The organism is Paraburkholderia steynii, from assembly GCF_900100565.1.
GTDB classification, from domain to species: domain Bacteria; phylum Pseudomonadota; class Gammaproteobacteria; order Burkholderiales; family Burkholderiaceae; genus Paraburkholderia; species Paraburkholderia terrae.
This window is the reverse complement of sequence record NZ_FNDI01000001.1, coordinates 20,112-36,706: the sequence shown is the minus strand read 5'-3', so window position 1 is coordinate 36,706 and position 16,595 is coordinate 20,112. Positions and strand designations below refer to the sequence as shown.

18 protein-coding genes are annotated in these 16,595 nt (G+C 63.4%); 8 read left to right on the top strand and 10 right to left on the bottom strand.

The window, feature by feature from the left end:
* The first annotated feature begins 453 nt into the window (after nucleotides 1-453).
* Complete coding sequence (locus tag BLT65_RS00190) at nucleotides 454-1,749, top strand: MFS family transporter (RefSeq protein WP_091773919.1); 1,296 nt, start codon at nucleotides 454-456, stop codon at nucleotides 1,747-1,749.
* A 104-nt stretch (nucleotides 1,750-1,853) separates the two neighbouring features.
* Here the strand turns inward: BLT65_RS00190 and BLT65_RS00185 are convergent, their stop codons facing one another.
* Both BLT65_RS00185 and BLT65_RS00180 read right to left on the bottom strand, forming a co-directional pair.
* Nucleotides 1,854-2,834, bottom strand: coding sequence for a glycosyltransferase family 2 protein (locus tag BLT65_RS00185; RefSeq protein ID WP_091773917.1), 981 nt, complete (start codon nucleotides 2,832-2,834; stop codon nucleotides 1,854-1,856).
* A 280-nt stretch (nucleotides 2,835-3,114) separates the two neighbouring features.
* Nucleotides 3,115-3,303, bottom strand: coding sequence for a hypothetical protein (locus BLT65_RS00180; protein ID WP_091773915.1), 189 nt, complete (start codon nucleotides 3,301-3,303; stop codon nucleotides 3,115-3,117).
* A 117-nt stretch (nucleotides 3,304-3,420) separates the two neighbouring features.
* On the opposite strand from BLT65_RS00180, the gene BLT65_RS00175 reads away from it, so the two are divergent.
* Nucleotides 3,421-3,651: a hypothetical protein gene (locus BLT65_RS00175; RefSeq protein ID WP_007586962.1), complete on the top strand. Its 231-nt coding sequence runs from the start codon at nucleotides 3,421-3,423 to the stop codon at nucleotides 3,649-3,651.
* 55 nt (nucleotides 3,652-3,706) lie between these two features.
* Here the strand turns inward: BLT65_RS00175 and BLT65_RS00170 are convergent, their stop codons facing one another.
* Both BLT65_RS00170 and BLT65_RS00165 read right to left on the bottom strand, forming a co-directional pair.
* A complete protein-coding gene (locus BLT65_RS00170) occupies nucleotides 3,707-4,171 on the bottom strand; it encodes a hypothetical protein (protein ID WP_091773913.1) in 465 nt (154 codons plus the stop codon).
* Between the two features lie 148 nt (nucleotides 4,172-4,319).
* Nucleotides 4,320-5,642, bottom strand: coding sequence for an MFS transporter (locus tag BLT65_RS00165; protein ID WP_244186389.1), 1,323 nt, complete (start codon nucleotides 5,640-5,642; stop codon nucleotides 4,320-4,322).
* Nucleotides 5,643-5,909: 267 nt separating this feature from the next.
* On the opposite strand from BLT65_RS00165, the gene BLT65_RS00160 reads away from it, so the two are divergent.
* The 4 genes from BLT65_RS00160 to cls all read left to right on the top strand — a co-directional run bounded on the left by BLT65_RS00160 (nucleotide 5,910) and on the right by cls (nucleotide 9,164).
* Nucleotides 5,910-6,770, top strand: coding sequence for a mechanosensitive ion channel family protein (locus BLT65_RS00160; protein WP_091773911.1), 861 nt, complete (start codon nucleotides 5,910-5,912; stop codon nucleotides 6,768-6,770).
* A gap of 270 nt (nucleotides 6,771-7,040) precedes the next feature.
* Complete coding sequence (locus BLT65_RS00150) at nucleotides 7,041-7,253, top strand: hypothetical protein (RefSeq protein WP_042315252.1); 213 nt, start codon at nucleotides 7,041-7,043, stop codon at nucleotides 7,251-7,253.
* 305 nt (nucleotides 7,254-7,558) lie between these two features.
* Nucleotides 7,559-7,822, top strand: coding sequence for a hypothetical protein (locus BLT65_RS00145; protein ID WP_091773907.1), 264 nt, complete (start codon nucleotides 7,559-7,561; stop codon nucleotides 7,820-7,822).
* A gap of 79 nt (nucleotides 7,823-7,901) precedes the next feature.
* Nucleotides 7,902-9,164, top strand: coding sequence for a cardiolipin synthase (cls, locus tag BLT65_RS00140; RefSeq protein WP_091773905.1), 1,263 nt, complete (start codon nucleotides 7,902-7,904; stop codon nucleotides 9,162-9,164).
* A 416-nt stretch (nucleotides 9,165-9,580) separates the two neighbouring features.
* Here cls and BLT65_RS00130 read toward each other — a convergent pair whose 3' ends face one another.
* The 5 genes from BLT65_RS00130 to BLT65_RS00110 all read right to left on the bottom strand — a co-directional run bounded on the left by BLT65_RS00130 (nucleotide 9,581) and on the right by BLT65_RS00110 (nucleotide 14,718).
* Nucleotides 9,581-10,672, bottom strand: coding sequence for a porin (locus tag BLT65_RS00130; protein ID WP_091773902.1), 1,092 nt, complete (start codon nucleotides 10,670-10,672; stop codon nucleotides 9,581-9,583).
* 105 nt (nucleotides 10,673-10,777) lie between these two features.
* Nucleotides 10,778-11,095, bottom strand: coding sequence for a high-potential iron-sulfur protein (locus BLT65_RS00125; RefSeq protein WP_042315257.1), 318 nt, complete (start codon nucleotides 11,093-11,095; stop codon nucleotides 10,778-10,780).
* Nucleotides 11,076-11,855, bottom strand: a complete 780-nt coding sequence (locus tag BLT65_RS00120; protein ID WP_091773900.1) for a Pr6Pr family membrane protein — start codon at nucleotides 11,853-11,855, stop codon at nucleotides 11,076-11,078. Before BLT65_RS00120 ends, BLT65_RS00125 begins: the two co-directional genes overlap by 20 nt.
* A 183-nt stretch (nucleotides 11,856-12,038) precedes the next feature.
* Nucleotides 12,039-13,514 (bottom strand): esterase-like activity of phytase family protein, encoded by a 1,476-nt coding sequence (locus BLT65_RS00115; RefSeq protein ID WP_091774820.1) that lies wholly within the window; start codon nucleotides 13,512-13,514, stop codon nucleotides 12,039-12,041.
* Nucleotides 13,515-13,809: 295 nt separating this feature from the next.
* Nucleotides 13,810-14,718 carry a formate/nitrite transporter family protein gene (locus tag BLT65_RS00110; protein WP_091773898.1) on the bottom strand — a complete coding sequence of 303 codons (909 nt, stop codon included), beginning with the start codon at nucleotides 14,716-14,718 and terminating at the stop codon, nucleotides 13,810-13,812.
* A 179-nt stretch (nucleotides 14,719-14,897) separates the two neighbouring features.
* Between BLT65_RS00110 and BLT65_RS00105 the strand changes: the two genes are divergently transcribed.
* Both BLT65_RS00105 and BLT65_RS00100 read left to right on the top strand, forming a co-directional pair.
* Nucleotides 14,898-15,560 carry a J domain-containing protein gene (locus BLT65_RS00105; RefSeq protein ID WP_091773896.1) on the top strand — a complete coding sequence of 221 codons (663 nt, stop codon included), beginning with the start codon at nucleotides 14,898-14,900 and terminating at the stop codon, nucleotides 15,558-15,560.
* A 73-nt stretch (nucleotides 15,561-15,633) separates the two neighbouring features.
* Nucleotides 15,634-16,173: a hypothetical protein gene (locus BLT65_RS00100; protein ID WP_091773894.1), complete on the top strand. Its 540-nt coding sequence runs from the start codon at nucleotides 15,634-15,636 to the stop codon at nucleotides 16,171-16,173.
* A gap of 106 nt (nucleotides 16,174-16,279) precedes the next feature.
* On the opposite strand, the gene BLT65_RS00095 is transcribed toward BLT65_RS00100, so the two are convergent.
* Nucleotides 16,280-16,573, bottom strand: coding sequence for a hypothetical protein (locus tag BLT65_RS00095; protein ID WP_042315264.1), 294 nt, complete (start codon nucleotides 16,571-16,573; stop codon nucleotides 16,280-16,282).
* Nucleotides 16,574-16,595 lie beyond the last annotated feature (22 nt).

Genomic DNA, 16,595 nt, shown 5'->3' with positions numbered 1-16,595 from the left:
TGAGGCGCTCATTAGAGCGCTGGCAACGCACGCAAACAGAAATGCTGCCGTGTGAAGCGTAAGACCCTGTGGGGGCCCTCAGGCAAACACTAGCACTGGCGGTGTTAGCCGCTTTCTTTTGCCTACTTTTCTTTGCGGCGGCAAAGAAAAGTAGGTGCCGCCCCGCACAGGGGCGACGCGTGAAGCACGCTAACGAATCGCGGATGCCAGCGAAAGCCCGAGCAAGCCAAGGCCAAAACCAAAACCAAACCCAACCGGCATCCACATGCCGCCATCCCCTGGTATCCGTTAAGATACCGACCGCGCAGAACATTACATATCTATACAATCTCGCAGGCGCGCTGCAACCTGCTTGCAACCAGGCCGAAACCTGTCTGCAAACCTGGCGGCAGCGATAGAAAGCACAAAGCGGCACCCGACCGCTAAAAAAACCTTAGAAGGGACCGACCCAGCATGACCGACACGACCATCTTCACTCCCTCCGACACCCGGCGCCGCATCTTCGCGATCGTCGGCGCTTCGTCGGGCAATCTCGTCGAGTGGTTCGATTTCTATGTCTACTCGTTTTGCGCGCTGTACTTCGCGCCGGCATTCTTTCCGAAAGGCGATACCACAGCACAGCTGCTGAACACAGCGGGCGTGTTCGCCGCGGGCTTCCTGATGCGCCCGATCGGCGGCTGGTTCTTCGGACGCCTCGCGGACAAGCGCGGTCGCCGTTTCGCGATGATGGTGTCGGTGTTCATGATGTGCGGCGGCTCGCTCGTGATCGCCATGCTGCCGACCTATGCGCAGATCGGCGCGCTCGCGCCCGCGTTGCTGCTCGTTGCGCGCCTGTTCCAGGGTTTGTCGGTGGGCGGCGAATACGGCACCAGCGCAACCTACATGAGTGAAGTCGCACTGAAGGGCCGCCGCGGATTCTTCGCGTCGTTCCAGTACGTCACGCTGATCGGCGGCCAGCTGTTTGCGCTGCTCGTGCTCGTGATCCTGCAGCAACTGCTGACGACGGAAGAGCTCAAGGCCTGGGGCTGGCGCGTTCCGTTCGTGGTCGGCGCGCTTGCAGCGCTGGTCGCGCTGTACCTGCGCCGCTCGCTCGACGAAACGACCACGGCCGAGACGCGTCAGCGCAAGGAAGCGGGCACGCTGCGCGGCATGTGGAAGCACAAGGGCGCGTTCTTCACGGTGCTCGGCTTCACGGCGGGCGGCTCGCTGATTTTCTACACGTTCACGACCTACATGCAGAAGTACCTCGTCAACACGGCGGGCATGCACCCGAAGACGGCCAGCAACGTGATGACGGGCGCGCTCTTCGTGTACATGATCATGCAGCCCGCGTTCGGCGCGTTGTCGGATCGCATCGGCCGCCGTCAGTCGATGCTGCTGTTCGGCTTCTTCGCGACGATCGGCACGGTGCCGCTGCTGCACGCGCTGAAAGACGTGACGAGCCCTATGATGGCGTTTGTGCTGGTGGTGATTGCACTGGCTATCGTCAGCTTCTATACGTCGATCAGCGGCCTCATCAAGGCCGAGATGTTCCCGCCAGAAGTGCGCGCGCTCGGCGTCGGCCTGTCGTATGCCGTTGCCAACGCGATCTTCGGCGGCTCGGCGGAATATGTCGCGCTGTGGCTCAAGCAGGCAGGCAGCGAATCGATGTTCTACTGGTATGTGACCGTGCTGTGCGCGATTGCGGGCCTCGTGTCGTTCCGCATGCGCGATCCGTCGAAGGTAGGCTACCTGCGCAACGAGCCGTGATGCGTGCGGCCTGAAGCGCGAAGCTGAAATGCAAAAAGCGGCTCTTTGAAAGAGCCGCTTTTTTTATGCTGTTTTGTATTCTGCGCGATGCGCGCGAAACACACTCAAGGGAAGCGCGGCGCCGAAGGCGGCAGTCCGCCGCGCCACCGCATGGCGATGAACGCGCGCGCGATCAGCGACAGGTGATAGTAGAACCGCGCTTCGAAACCATATGCATACGCATACGGATGCTCGAACGCTACGCGCAGCGCCGCAAGCGGTGCATCGTTCTTCGCGTACAACGACACGACGATGGGCGCGAGCCTTCGCAACGCAAGCCGCCGAGCCGGTTCGAGCGATGCGTCGAGCTTGAGTGCCGTCACGAACTCGAAGGCCGTCAGCGAAGCAGCGAAGGTCGAGCCGCGCGTGCTGTGCGAGATCGACACATCGGTCTTGCGGTAGTACGACACATAGCGATGCAGGTAGTACACCTGTGAAGCGGCAAGGCACAACTCCGAGCCGAACACGTAATCGCAGCACATGCCCACGTCGTCGCGATAGCTGATCCGCTTGACGAGATCCGCATTCGCCATCCAGCCGTTGTTCGGGAACATCTGCACGAGACCCGTGCGTCCCGGCTGCTTTTGCAAGCCTTGCGCGAGCGCCGTGCGATGGAAGTCGGCATTCAGCGCCGCGCTTTTCGATGCATCGACGTTGCCTTGCGCATCCACTTCATACTGGTCCGCGAACGCGACTTCGAGTTGCGGATGCTGCTGCCATAGTTCCAGCAGACTCGCGATGCCGTCGTTGGCGAAGTAGTCGTCGTCGTGAATCAATGCGATCTTGTCGCCGCTGGCGCGCGCAAAAAGACTCGCGACGTTGCGCGCCTGACCGAGCGATGGCTCGTTCTTCACATAGCGAATGCGTGCGTCATGCGCGTAGCGCGCTGCGATCAGCGCTTGCGTGCGGCTGTCGCTCGAATCGTCGCCGATCAGAATTTCGATGTTCGTATGTGTCTGAGCCAGACACGAGTCCAGACATTCGACGATCAGCTCAGGCCGATTGCAGGTCGGGACGCAAATGGAAACCTTGCAGGATGTCGTCATTGTTTTCCGCTCGCTCCATTAAACGGATGGCAGCGAACGCTTCACATTACGAAATCTTTCGCTGCAAGCAGCAAGGTAGATGAAGGGCGCAGAAAAATAACCAGAAATAATTCAGTAAAAAATGCGGGGCGCGTCGAGTTGAACGGCACACAATGCGCATGCCGCGTCGAAAAAAATACGGCGGCCCTGCAAAATGTGCAGGCCGCCGTATTTCTTGCCACAAATGACCGCGCTTGCGCGCAATTTGTATCAGCCGGAATTTGCCGGTATCAGATGCCTTCTAGCCAACCGGCGTTTCGCCCTCGCCGGAATTCTTGCCGGGGCGATCCGCGGGCGACCGCTTGCGGTTATCGTCGTCACGCTCTGGCATCTTGCTGTTTTCGTTGTCGCTATGAACCGGGTGCTTTGGATGTTCGATGTCGCCGCCCGGGCTGGTTGTGGCTGCCTTTTGCTGCTTTTCGCTGCTCATGAGACGCTCCCTCCTGACAATGCCTGTCGATGATCGAGCAATTGCCGCTCCCGTCCTGCCATTGATAGACTCATCGGCAGGCGCCAACCATTAAAAACAGCCTGACGGAGACAAGTTATGAGCAAAATCGCGTTTCAGGATTTCGAACGCCAGGTCTTGCAACGCCACATGATCCGCGGACATGTGTACGAGAATGCCGCCGCGCTCGTCGACCGCGCGAACGCGTGGCTTGCGGAGCACAACGTCGATGTGATCAACATCGAAAGCCTGTCGACCTTCGGTTCGGGCGACGATACGAGCGTGAGCCACTGGTATTCGGGTATCCGCGTCTGGTATCGGGTCGAATAGCGTCGCGGCGCGGGCCGCTTTTCGCCGCCCGCGCTTTTTGCCCGCTTCTTGCCCGCTATTTGCCGGAGACCACCAGTTTCACCTTGTTCGCGCCGGCGGGCATCGCGGTGATTTGCGTACGCGTTTCGCGCGGACCGATATAGAAGTGCTGACGCGCAGGCGAATTCACGTCATGCGTGGCGTCGGGCACGCACGAGGCGATGTCCGCCGCGACCGCCTGCAAGGCAGTCACACTCGACCCTGCGCCGCCGCTCGGCGTCCATGAGCATTCGTAGCTGCCTTTGGCCGCACCGCATTGCGCGTCGGCGCCGTAGGGCTGCGCGACGCCTTTGCCGTCCTCTGGCGTCAGTTGAGAAAAGCCCGTGGGCGCGGCCGCGACGATGCGCTTGAGCGCCGTGCAGGGGCTGGGCGCGTCGTCGGCGCGCGCCGATAGCGGCATCAGCGTCGCGGCTGCGAGCGCGGTGATGGTGAAGAGCGCGTAGATCGAATGAATGCGACACGCGCGTCGGCTCGGGTGCATGTGCGTCTCCTTGGCATGGATGGCTGCGGAGCGTGCGTTGGCAGCCGATCTGCCCAGCACTGTGCAATGAACGCGCCTGATCGCTCGCGCGCGCCGGAAGCGCCTGTCTGACGTGGCGCGGCGCGTCGCTCACAGGAGAAGCCTGACGTCAGGCCGCCATTTCGTGCTGCTCTTCGCGCTCGAGCGAGCGCGTGCGGCGCAATTCCGGAAACAGCTTCATCCACAGCAGCGCGATCGCGATCGTCGCGCATCCGCCGATGAGCACGGCCGTTTGCGCGCCCCACCAGCCCGCCGTCACCCCCGACTCGAACTCACCGAGCTGATTCGACGTGCCGATGAACAGCGAATTGACGGCGCTGACGCGACCGAGCATCTCGTCGGGTGTGCGCAATTGCACGAGCGACAGCCGCACGACCACGCTGATCACATCCGATGCGCCGAGCGCCATCAGCGCGAACAGCGACACGATGAACGAATGCGACAGTCCGAACACGAGTGTCGCGATGCCGAACGCGATCACGCCGCCGAACATCGCCGCGCCGGGCCGCTTGCGCAACGGGAAATGCGCAAGCCAGATCGTGCCGCCGAGCGCGCCGACAGCCGACGCCGAACGCAGCAGGCCGAGGCCGAGCGGCCCCGCATGCAGCACGTCGCGCGCGAAGATCGGCAGCAACGCGGTCGCGCCGCCGAACAGCACCGCGAACAGATCGAGCGACAGCGCGCCGAGAATCACCGGCTGGCTGCGGATGAAACGCACGCCCGAGAACACCGATTCGAGCGTCACGGGCGCGCGCGGCACGGGCTTCGTGCGCAACGGGATCGTGCTGACGGCAGCGGACGCCAGCGCGAACGACAGCGTGCAGGCGAGATACGCCGCGCCCGGCCCGATGCCGTAGAGCAGGCCGCCGAGCGCCGGCCCGCCGATCTGCGCGGCCTGGTTCGCGGAGGTGGCCCACGCCGTCGCCTGCGAGAGCTGCGCGCGCGGCACGACACCGGGCAACAGCGACGCGACAGCGGGCGACTCGAACGCGCGCGCCGCGCCGACACAGGCGGCCAGCACATAGATCACGGGCGCGCTGATCCAGCCGCCGAACGTGCCCCACGCGAACAGGGCCGCGGCCACGCATTCGAGCCCCTGGCAGATCGACGCGATGCGCCGCCGGTCGTAGCGGTCCGCGACCTGGCCGACGACGAGCGTCAGCACGAACATCGGCAGAAACTGCGCGAGGCCGACCAGGCCGAGCGCGAATGCGCTGTGGGTGAGGGCGTAGATGTGCCATCCCATTGCAACGGCGAGCATCTGGAACGACAGCGACGACAGCACGCGCGTACACCAGAAACGCTGGAACGGCGTCTGTCGAGGCAGGCTGATTTCGGGAGCGCGGTCGGCGTCGCCGACGAGTTTGTCGAAGGCGTCAGGGGCGGTGGTCGGGCTGACCTGTTCGCTGGTGTCGGCGGGAGGTGTTTTCATCGATAGATGGATCGTCGTCCCATATAACGGGCACGATTTCCGTCGTGCATGCGGGCCTGCGCTCAGGCACCGCATTTGCACGCGCATTGGCGGAAATAGCTCAACGGAACCGCGTGTTCTGTCGAGACTTCGTTCGGGCCGCCAGTGTAGAGCAAGTCAGCCGCGCTTGCCGCGTCGCACCCGAAGGTGTCCGGCATGACCCGTTACGCGGCATTACGGTGACGTTGCGCTGCACCTTTTCAAACGACCTATCTGAACCCTTGAACCATGGATGATCTGCTTGCCCGTATGTTTCACCTGCAACCGTCGCTGCTCGTATCGCTCATGCATGACCTGATGCATGCGGGCGTGGCGATTCTGATCCTGATTGCCGGTTGGTGGCTGTCCAACCGGCTTGGCGCGCTGCTGTCGAAGGCGATGTCGCGCACCCACGCGGACCCGACGCTCGCGCCGATGATTAACGCGATCGGCACATGGACCGTGCGCGTGCTGGTGCTGTTCGCGGCGCTCAGCGAAGTCGGCGTCGCAGCGGCGAGCGTGCTGGCCGTGCTCGGCGCGGCCGGACTCGCAATCGGACTTGCGCTGCAAGGGACGCTGCAGAATATTGCAGCCGGCATTATGTTGCTGATGCTGCGGCCATTCCGGGCCGGCGACGTGATCGAAGGCACGGGCGCGACGGCCGGCATCGTGCGTGAAGTGGGGCTTTTCACGACGCGCATCGAACGCAGTGACGGTAATGCCGTTTTCGTGCCGAACAGCCAGATCTGGAGCAACCCCGTGATCAACTACAGCAGCGGCGGCACGCAGCGCGTCGAGGTGAAAGTGGACATTGCGCAGCGCAAGGACGTCGCCTGTGCGATTGAGGCACTGAGGAAGATGATTACCAGCGATCCGCGTGTGCTGGGCGGCGCGACGCTCGCGCCTGTCGTGACGGCAGCGGATCACCAGCGCGGGGGCGGCGCGGTGGTGCGTCTCGCCGTCTGGGTCAGCGGCTCGGACGCTCAACTCGCCGCCGATGATATGCGCGATCGTGCGCGGACCGTGCTGGAAGAGGCGGGCTGCAAGACGGCGGACGCTTCGCGAGCGCAGCCTGGCCGTGTGCGTCAGTCGGAAACGCCTTACGCCTGATTGATACCCCTTCGGCAGGCGCCGTTTGACTGACATCGAGTGGGCGCGCTTGACCATTTTCTCCTGCGCGAATCGGCGCACGGCACGCACCGCTTCATCGCCAGATCTGCCCGTTTTCTGGGCCTTTCCCTCGAAGCATGGCTTCTTTCCAAGCCAGGCGGCACGCACGCGAACGTGCATTTCCGCCCTGGCATGTTGCAAAGCCGCAATTCAGACTAGGTACAAACCCTAGTATTGAGATAAAATGGCGCTCTAAAGGAAGAGATTGCCATGTCGCCCCGTTTTCAGATCTTTGAAAAAATTGCCTTTTCGCTGGTCGTGATGTCCGCCGTGCTGTGCTCCGGCTATATCGCGTGGGAAACGTCGCCCGGTTTCCAGGACGCCGTGCATGCGAGCGCCGCTGCCGTGCGCTGGAGCGGCGACTACTCGTTCATCTGCGCGTCGACGGCAACCAACGCCTGCGACCAGCTGCCCATCGACTGACTCCTCGACGCCGAACGGCATAGGAAGCTGGCGCGTCTCTCGGCGCAGGCCAGCGAGCAGCGTCGCGTAATTTTCACCCCTTCCGTCCGTCTTTTTTTCAACGCGCCTGCCGGTCATCCGGCCTGAGCCGCGTCTCGTCTCGAACATGCATCTGGAATGCCGCTTGCTTTCAATTGAGCGGTTGGGCTTCGTCTGTCGCCACGACACGCGGCCCGTTCCATCGAAAACCGTCGTCGCAGCCCGTCGAGCATCATGATCTGGACTGCACGGTGTAGAACAATTCCGATGCATTCAGGAGCCGCGCCATGACGCCCGCCACCCGCTATGAAATGCAGATCCTGCAAACGGACATGCGCATGCTGATCGCCGTCGACGACACTGCAATCGAGTTCATTCCCGGCACGGCCATAGGCGGCGACATCGCGGGAAAGCCGTACGCCGTGCTGCACACGGATTCGCTTGCGACGCTGAGCAGCTGGCGCGAGGTGATGCAGGCAGGCGGGCGCCCGCATCGGCTCGTCAATAACGCCTATGGCTATCGTCAGGAAGTCAACAATCCCGACTGGTAAAGCCACCGTCCCGACGCGCGTCTTCGCGGCCACGCGGCGCGGTGCGCTTCGACGCCTCCTCAACCGCTGAACGCGGCGCATGCTGACGATCCTGCTCACGGCCGTCGTCACGCTCGTCGTCGTGCTCGCGGTCGCCAATCTGTCGACGGGCGAAAAGAAGATCGAGCACAAGATCGAGCGCCGGTACGGCAGCGACGATCCCCAGTTCATCCGCTCGATGGGTCTGCTGCTCGGCCCACCCGTGACATCCGGCAACCGCTTCGAGGTGCTCCTCAACGGCGACGAGATTTTTCCGTCGATGCTCGAAGGCATTGCGAGCGCGCAGAAAACCATCACGTTCGAAACGTTCATCTACTGGTCCGGCGCGATCGGCGAGCAGATCGCCGGCGCGTTGTCGGAAAAGGCGCGCGCAGGCGTTGCGGTGCATGTGCTGCTCGACTGGGTTGGATCGCAGAAGATGGATCGGCACTACCTGCAGATGCTCAAAGATGCAGGCGCTGAAGTGATCCAGTACCACAAGCCGCACTGGACCGGGCTTGGCCGCATGAACGACCGCACGCACCGCAAGCTGCTGGTGATCGACGGACGCATCGGCTTCACGGGCGGCGTCGGCATCGCGCAGGAGTGGACGGGACATGCACAGGACGACATGCACTGGCGCGATTCGCATTTTCGCGTGATGGGCCCTGTGGTCGGACACATGCAGGCCGTCTTCATGGATAACTGGATCAAGGCGACGGGCAATGTATTGCATGGGCCCGACTATTTTCCTGAGCCGGATGAGGTCGGCGACGGCCTCGCGCACATGTTCAGCAGTTCACCGTCCGGCGGCAGCGACGACATGCAGTTGATGTATCTGATGGCCATCACGGCGGCGACGCATTCGATCCATCTCGCGAGCGCCTATTTCGTTCCCGACAGGCTGACGATCAACGCGATCGTCGAAGCGGCGAAGCGGGGCGTCGACGTGCGGATCATCACGCCCGGCAAGCACATCGACACGCATACCGTGCGCGAGGCGTCGCGCGCATGCTGGGGACCGCTGCTCGAAGCGGGCGTGCAGATGTTCGAGTACCAACCGACGATGTTCCACGTCAAGCTGCTGGTCGTCGACGACTACCTGGTGTCGGTCGGCTCGACCAATTTCGATTCGCGCTCGTTCAAGCTGAACGACGAAGCCAACCTCAACATCTACGACGCGGCGTTTGCGCGCCGTCAAACGCAGATCTTCGCCGATGATCTCGCGAAGTCCAAACGCGTAACGCTCGACGACTGGAACAGGCGGCCATGGACCAGGAAACTCGTCGATCGCGCGGTCGCGCTGCTCGATTCTCAACTTTGACGGGCAAACTAAGCGCGTGACGCCCGTGCGATCCGCGCGTGGCGGCACACGCATGCATGGGCGGCGCTCGCTCGGGCGGATCGCCTGTGGGCGGCTCCTGGCTGGGCGGTGCGCGGTCCGGTTCGCGCCCGGGAATGGGCGGTGAGTGCGGGTCCGGGTCGGGATCGTCGTCGGGCGGCGGCGCCGGATCGGGTTCGACCTCAGGTGGCATCGGCGTATGCAGTCGTTTGCCGATACGGAACGGTGAAATAGAAAATGCAGGAAACGCGGTCAGGTTCATCGTGAGGATCTCTCGCATGCAGTTCGATACACCGATGAATTCCGCAATGCATGTGCCATCGATCCGCGCATCACGATGCATGCGTCGTAGAACCACCGCCTGCACGATAGTTCGACGCGCACGATAGTGCTTCGCGCTAGAACCGCTCGATCATCCCGATCTGCACACCACGAACGGGCGCCCCCGGATAAGCGACGGGGATGCCCGTCACGTTCACGCCGCGCAGCGTGAACGTGGCCTGTCCGCGATTTTCGAGGTCTGCGGCGCTGAGATACAGCAACAGCGCCTTCGACACCTGGTAGTCGAAGGCGATGCTGAACTGATCGGCGTCGTTGTCGCCGCCGCTGCGGTCGCGCGCGTGCGCGTAGCCGACGGATGCACTCGCCTGCGGCGTGATCTGCCATAGAGCGGACACCGAGAGGCCGTCATCGTGATAGCGCGGCGTCCCACCATCGCCGTTGAAGTACGCGACGAAGCCCGTGAGCGCGCCCCACTGATACGACGCGCCCGCGAAGTTCGCGCGCAATGCGCCGTCGCCATGTGTCTGCTGGTGCGCGTAGAGCAGCTTCATCCCGCCGAGCGCCCATTCAGCCGTCACGTAGTAGCCGCCAATGCCGTTGCCGTCGTCGCCGGGGTCCCGCAGCGCAACCATGCCCGTCGCGCTGAAGCCGCCGATGGTCGGCGACAGATAGGCGAACGCGTTGTCGGTGTAGGGCGTGATCTTCGACAGGTTGTTCAGGCCGGATGCGATCGTGCCGGCGCCGAATGCGTCGAGCTGTCCCTTGAACGGAATGTAGAGCGGCGAATACTGCCGGCCGGCGCGCAACTCGCCCCACGCGCCGTGCGCGCCGATCCACGCCTGCCGGTTGAAGATGCTGCCCGGCACCGAGAATGCGCCGCCTGCCGAATCGAAGCCGTTCTCCAGCGTGAAGACGAGGCTGTTGCCATCGCCAAGCGGCTCGCTGCCGTGCAGGCCGAAGCGCGTGCCGCGATACGCGCCTGAGTCCATGCGCGCGACATAGCCGCTGCCGGGATTGGTCACTTCGATACTGGTATCGATCAGCCCGTAGAGCGTAACGGAGCCCTGCGCACGGGATGGCCACGCAATGACGAGCAGACAGGCGAGGGCGAGCAGGCGGCACACGGCAACGAGCGCTACGAGGCGTCGCCGCGAAGGGGAGCATGGATCAGGAAACGGCAGCGGGCTGGACGTGACGGACGTTGGCATCTCTCGGGCGATTGTTATGGCGTCGCGAGGGCGCAACGCCATCGACGACACTGCCGCATGCAGATACCAGCGAATACTAACCGAACATCACCAGCGCAAGGCGCACTACATGTTCGTGTAAGAACTGCACCAGCCGCCGCCCGCCACCTGCTTCGTTCCGAACAGCGTGCAGCCGCCCCATGCATCCGTTGGATTGCCTTGGAACAGCGAGCAGTTGGCGCAGGTCTGCCCGGCCTGGTAGGTTGGAAAGCGCGCCTTGTCGACTTTCGCTGCGGCGATCACATAGCCGACCGCTTGTGCCGCTGGATCGCTCTCACTCAGCTTGTCGTCGGCGCGCGCGTCGCGGCTCGCGGCGAGCGCTGCACACAGGCCGGCCGCGGAGCCGAGGCCCGCGACGATGAACTCACGCCGGGTTGTTGTCATGATCGGTCTCTGGTGGGCGAGGCGGTGAGGCAGATGTGAAGGACGGCATCGGCCGCCGCTGATTGATGGCGGCGAACACGGCCATCAGCAGCACGAATGCGAGCACGAGCAGGCTCGCATTGAGCAGCGCGCGTTCGTAGCCAAGCTCGCTGACGTTGATGAACGGATAAGGATAGAAGTCCGACTGCGCGCCGCGCAACAGGGTCAGCGCGAGATAGCCGAGCGGGAACACTAGCCATCCCAGCAGATGGCGCAGCGTCAGATGAAAGCGCGGCACGAACAACAGCCAGTAGAGCGCGGCGAGCATCGGCACGACGGTGTGCAGGGTTTCGTTGAGCAGCATGCGCCAGCCCGACGGCGTCCACAGATGGCGTAGCAGCAGGTTGTAGGCAACGCCGACGAACACGATATAGCAGGTCACGGCCGTCACGACCGTGGGTTGCCGGAAAAAGCGCACGAGCGGCGGGCTGCGACGCGGGAAGCAGGCGACGCAGGTGAAGCACAGCGCGCAGGTAAAGATGGTCAGATTGGTCAGATAGCTGGTGAGCCGCTCGATGCCGTCGATCACGCCGAAGCCGCGCGACAGCATGCGATGCACGGTGATGTCCGTCTGCGCGGCAAACGCGAGCCACGAAATCAGCGCGATCGACATCGCGAGCGCGACGGATGCAACGCTCGGCGCGTGCAGCGGCAGCTCGGGCTCGATGATGCTGGTCGGTAGCGTATCTCGGCGCACAGCGGGGGACACAGGCTTCTTCATGCGTCGATTCTATACGCGTGAAGCGACGCGTGCAGGCGCTGCGCGGGTCGAAGCGCAGCCGGACTATCCGCCAGAATCAGCCGGATCAGCCCAAAAAAAGAGCCGGTCCGCAGATTGCCGCGGCCGGCCCGTTACATCGTCCCATCACGGTCCGTCAGGGACGCAGGAACTCAATGCACGATGTCAGTGACCGTGGCCATCATGGTCATGATCGTGATCGTCGTCATCGCGGCCGCAGACGTTGTCATGATTGTGATCGCGGCCGTTCTTCGACACGCCCGGCAGGCGCTGCGCGACATAGTCGGGCAGATCCGACGTGTCGATCGCGAACACGAAGAACTGGTTCGGATTCGCGATACCCGACGGATGGTTCGTGTCGGTGACGGTCCCGATAAAGTCGTTGTCGTTCGCGACGTAGAGCGTGTGCTTCTTCACGCCGCGCACCGTCACGTCCGGACCGAACGCGATGCCTTCGATCTTCGCGGGAATGTCGTTCGCGTTGTAGCCGTGGGCCGTCAGCGCCGCGACGATATCGAGGAACAGCGTCTTCTTCACCGCAAACGGCGCGAGGCCGCTCGCGCCGCTTGCCTGGCTCACGTCCGCTGCGCCCGTCAGGTCGATGCGGTTGAGTTGCTTGAACGCAGCCGTCGAGTTGTCGCCGAGACCCTTGCCGTCGCGCTCGTCGACGAGCAGTTCGTGATCGTTGATCGCAAGCACGTCGCTGATGGTCGGGTACTTCGGCTTGGACGCCGTACCGATGTTCGTCAGCTGATACGCGTACTGCGTCGTGCGGCCCGTGCGGATGTCGATCTTCACGATGCGCGTGTACGGGGCGTCCGTGCCGCCGTCCTGGATCAGCGGGCTTTGCATCGCGCCGAACAGCGTGGTGCCGTCGGGCGAGATCGCGAGACCTTCCATGCCCTTGTTCGCGACGCGGCCCGACGTGTTGATGCTGATCTCGTCGTTGCCGACGGGCGAGAGCGTCGACACGGCGAACGTATCGGGCAGCTTGTACGTTGCAATGCGGCGGCCGCTCTTGCGGTCGAAGCGATAGACGTAGGGGCCGTATTCGTCGGAGATGAACACGCTGTCGCCGTCGTTGGCGATGCGGATGCTTTCGGGATCGAAGCGGCCATCGAGCGGATACGTCGACAGATGCGTCGGATCGAAGTTGTCCGAGCGGCCCGTGAAGTAGTTCGTGTGGTTGTCGCGGTTGAGCTTCGGCGCGCCGTTCGGCACGCCATACGCGGCGCCCGTGCCATAGACGAGGCGATCGGACGTATGCAGCAGCGTCGTGTCGACGAGCTTCGGCGTCAGCGTGAACGGCAGCGACGCGCCCTTCGGCGCGTCTTCCAGGTGCAGACGCAGCGTCTGGAAGCGATTGATGTACGACGCGGTGTCGTCGATCGCCGCGTTGTACGAGATCGCGTTCGGGCCGCGATCGGGCACGGCGAGGAACGTATGGCAACCCGCGTAGCCGATGCCCGAGCCAAGACCGCCGAGCAGATCGCCGGGCGCACCGTTTTCGAGCTTGCCCGACGTCTCTTTCGATTTGTCGAGCAGATTGCCGTCGAGCTTGCCGATGGCGATCAGATCGACGGAAGCGTGAGCGGCGGGAGCAGCGGCGAGCGCCGCAAGCGAGGTGATGGCACCGATCATGGTGCGGGTGAAGAGCGATGAGCGCAGCACAGGAATGTCCCTTGGAGGATCAATGCGATGAAGGCGGCGCCGGGCGCGTACGGCAAACGAAAGCAGTCTGGCGACCGGACGCAAGGTTTCTTACTTTTTATTTCCGGGGACCGATACTGCGTGACATGTATGTCCGAATTGTGACGGCGCGCCGGCGTGGGGCGCGCTGTGTGCGCAAGCGCACATTCGCATGAGCAAGCGTCATCGACGAAAGCGCACTCAGACCCGCGCCGCATGAACGGGCACGGTGCAGTTCAAGCTATGGTCAGCGCCGCTCGCTGATTTCCGGCGCGATGGCCGCATGATTCAGCAGCGCGACGAGCGTCATGCCGCCCACCACGTTGCCCGCGAGCGTTGGCAGCAGGAAGCGGCCGAAATAATCGGCGAATGACGCGTCGCCCGCCAGCACCGCATACGCGACTTCCGTCGATCCCGCGATGATGTGCGACAGCTTCGCCACCGCGACCACCCACGTGATCAGCACGACGGTCAGCAGCCGCGCGGAGCGCGCGCTCGGCAGCAGCCACACCATCAGCGCGATCAGCCATCCGCCCAACACGGCGCGTATGAAGGTCGGAAAGGTATTGGCGGGACCAACGGCGGAGCGCGCCGTTTCGTCGAGCGCATCGACGACATCCGCTTCGAATACGCCGGGCAAACGCAGCATCGCGGCAAAAGCCCACGAACTGAGCAGATTGCAGAACAGCACGACGATCCACAGGCGCAGCGCCTTCAGCAAGCAGTCGAGATCGCGCCGCGTCAGCACGGGCAGCACGACAGTCAGCGTGCTTTCGCTGAAGAGTTGCTGACGCCCCATGATGACGAGCACGAAGCCCGTCGTGTAGCCGAAGCTCGACACGAGATGCCGCCATGACGTATCGGGCAGGCCGGCCTGGAGAACGGCTGTCGTGAGAAACGAAAATCCCATTGAAAGCCCCGCTGCCAGCGACGACCAAACGAGCGCCATGACCGTGCGCTCCAGCGCGGCTTCGCCTTCTTCGCGCACGATCTCGTGCAGCATCAACGCGTGCGGCGCCGTGTGTTGCGCGGCCTGGTCCTTCTCGCCCGCATCGAGATGCGGTGACTCCGCGCCGGCTTTTTCCGGGTGGTCGGGCGGCGTGGCACGATCGGTCGTGTCAGGATGTCGTTCGTGCTGGATGGTGTCTTTCGTCATGGCCGCTCGCTCGTACGCTGTATGCGCGCATCCATCGCAGTCGCAAAAACGGTGCCCGAAAAGCGCGGATATGTTCGCGCTTTTTGTCGGACCAGCCTCGTTTCGAGCGGCGAGGAGCGTCGTGCTACGATGAACGCGACCATCATCTGCAACCGTCTGCAAGCGAGACTCAACGCGACATGGCAACCCTTTACGCGAAGCTTGGCGTGTCTCAAGACGCCACCTCGGAAGAGATCAAACGGGCGTACCGGAAGGCCGCGATGAAGTGGCATCCGGACCGCAACGCCGGACAGGAAGAGGTCGCACGCGCGGCCTTCCAGGAGATCAAGGACGCGTACGCGATCCTCTCCGACGACAGTCAGCGCAAGGTCTACGACGCCGTCTACGCGCAGGAGATGCGCCAGTATGAGGCGCTCGAAAGGCGTCAGCGCGAAGTCGAGGCAGCGCGGGCGCGCAAGGCCAAGGCCGAGGCCGAGGCGAAGTACACGCAGATGGTCGGCGTGGCCATGCGCTATGCCGACGAAGGCCATAGCCGCGACGTGCTGTTCGGCGTGCTGCTCGGACGCGATTGCGACGCCGACGTGGCGCAACGCATTGCCGATAGCGTGTGGGCCTTGCAGCAGTCGCGGTACGCAGCGCAGGCAGGTGAATCCGCCGATTCGGCTGATGCCGATCGCGCGGACCCCGTCGCTAAGGCTGCGTCATCACGCGAACCTGTTGCGGAAGACGCGCCTTCGCAACCTCAGCCCGCAGCAACGAAACACGACAAGCCTGCGCAGGAACCACGCAGCGCGGGTCTGTTCGATTCGCTGTGGCAGGGCTTTTTCGGCATACGCTCATAGCGCGCCGCGATTTTCGCTTCACACCGCGTGCCATTCAAAATGGCGCGCTCGACTTACGCATGGACATGCTTCGATGAAAGACGCTTTTGAACGACGCGCGTTGCTGCTGCATCTCGGCGACGCGCTGCAAACCCTCTCCACGGCGCTCGCCGCCGATGCAAAACATCACACTGTGCATCATCTGTTGAACGCCCATCCGGAACTGGCCGGGCACGCATGGCTCGCGGCCGTCTCGCCGAAGATGAAGGCGGCAGAGTTTGCGAAACGCGCGAGCGCATCGTTTGTGGAATGGCCCGCGCTGCTGCTTGAAGAGCAAGTGGACTACACGCGCCTTGCGCTTACCGTGCGCGACCATTTGTTTTCGGACGATCGCACTGGCTGGCGCACGTACGTCGACGCGATGAAGCGCGAGGTCGAATGGTTTGGCGATGCGCTGCCTTTCGCGGAGGAACCCGTACAGGCGGCCGAAACGGCGCAGCCATCCGATGAAACCGACACGCGCGCAAATGACGCCGACGTCGAGCGTGCCGGCGAGGGCAGCGATCCGCAGCGTGACAGCGTCGAGAGCAACGGAGGTTTGTATCCCGCATGGCCGTGGAAGCCAGTCGTGTGATGTAGCAGGAACGACATCGCCTCGCGACAGCCGGCTTGATTCCGGCCATAGCGAGGCGATAGAAGATCACGCGTTCAATGACACAACGCGCGATCAGACACTTCGATCAGTAACCCCAGCGTTCGCGTTGACGCTCGTGCCACTCATGCTCACGCCACGCTTCGTGACGGCGCCATTCGCGTTCACGCCACTGATGCTCGCGCCATTCGCGACGCTCGCGCCAGTCGTCGCCGTAGCCGTAGCCCACGGCAACGGGGGCGGGCGCAGCGTACACCGGCTGGGCGGGCACGATCACACCCGGCACGCCGAGTCCGACGGCGACGTCGACATGCGCCGAAGCAGCTGCCGAAGCCGCCAGCATCGCCACGCCGATAGCTGCACCAAGCATCATCTTCTTCATTTTTTGCTCCCTGCGCATGGAT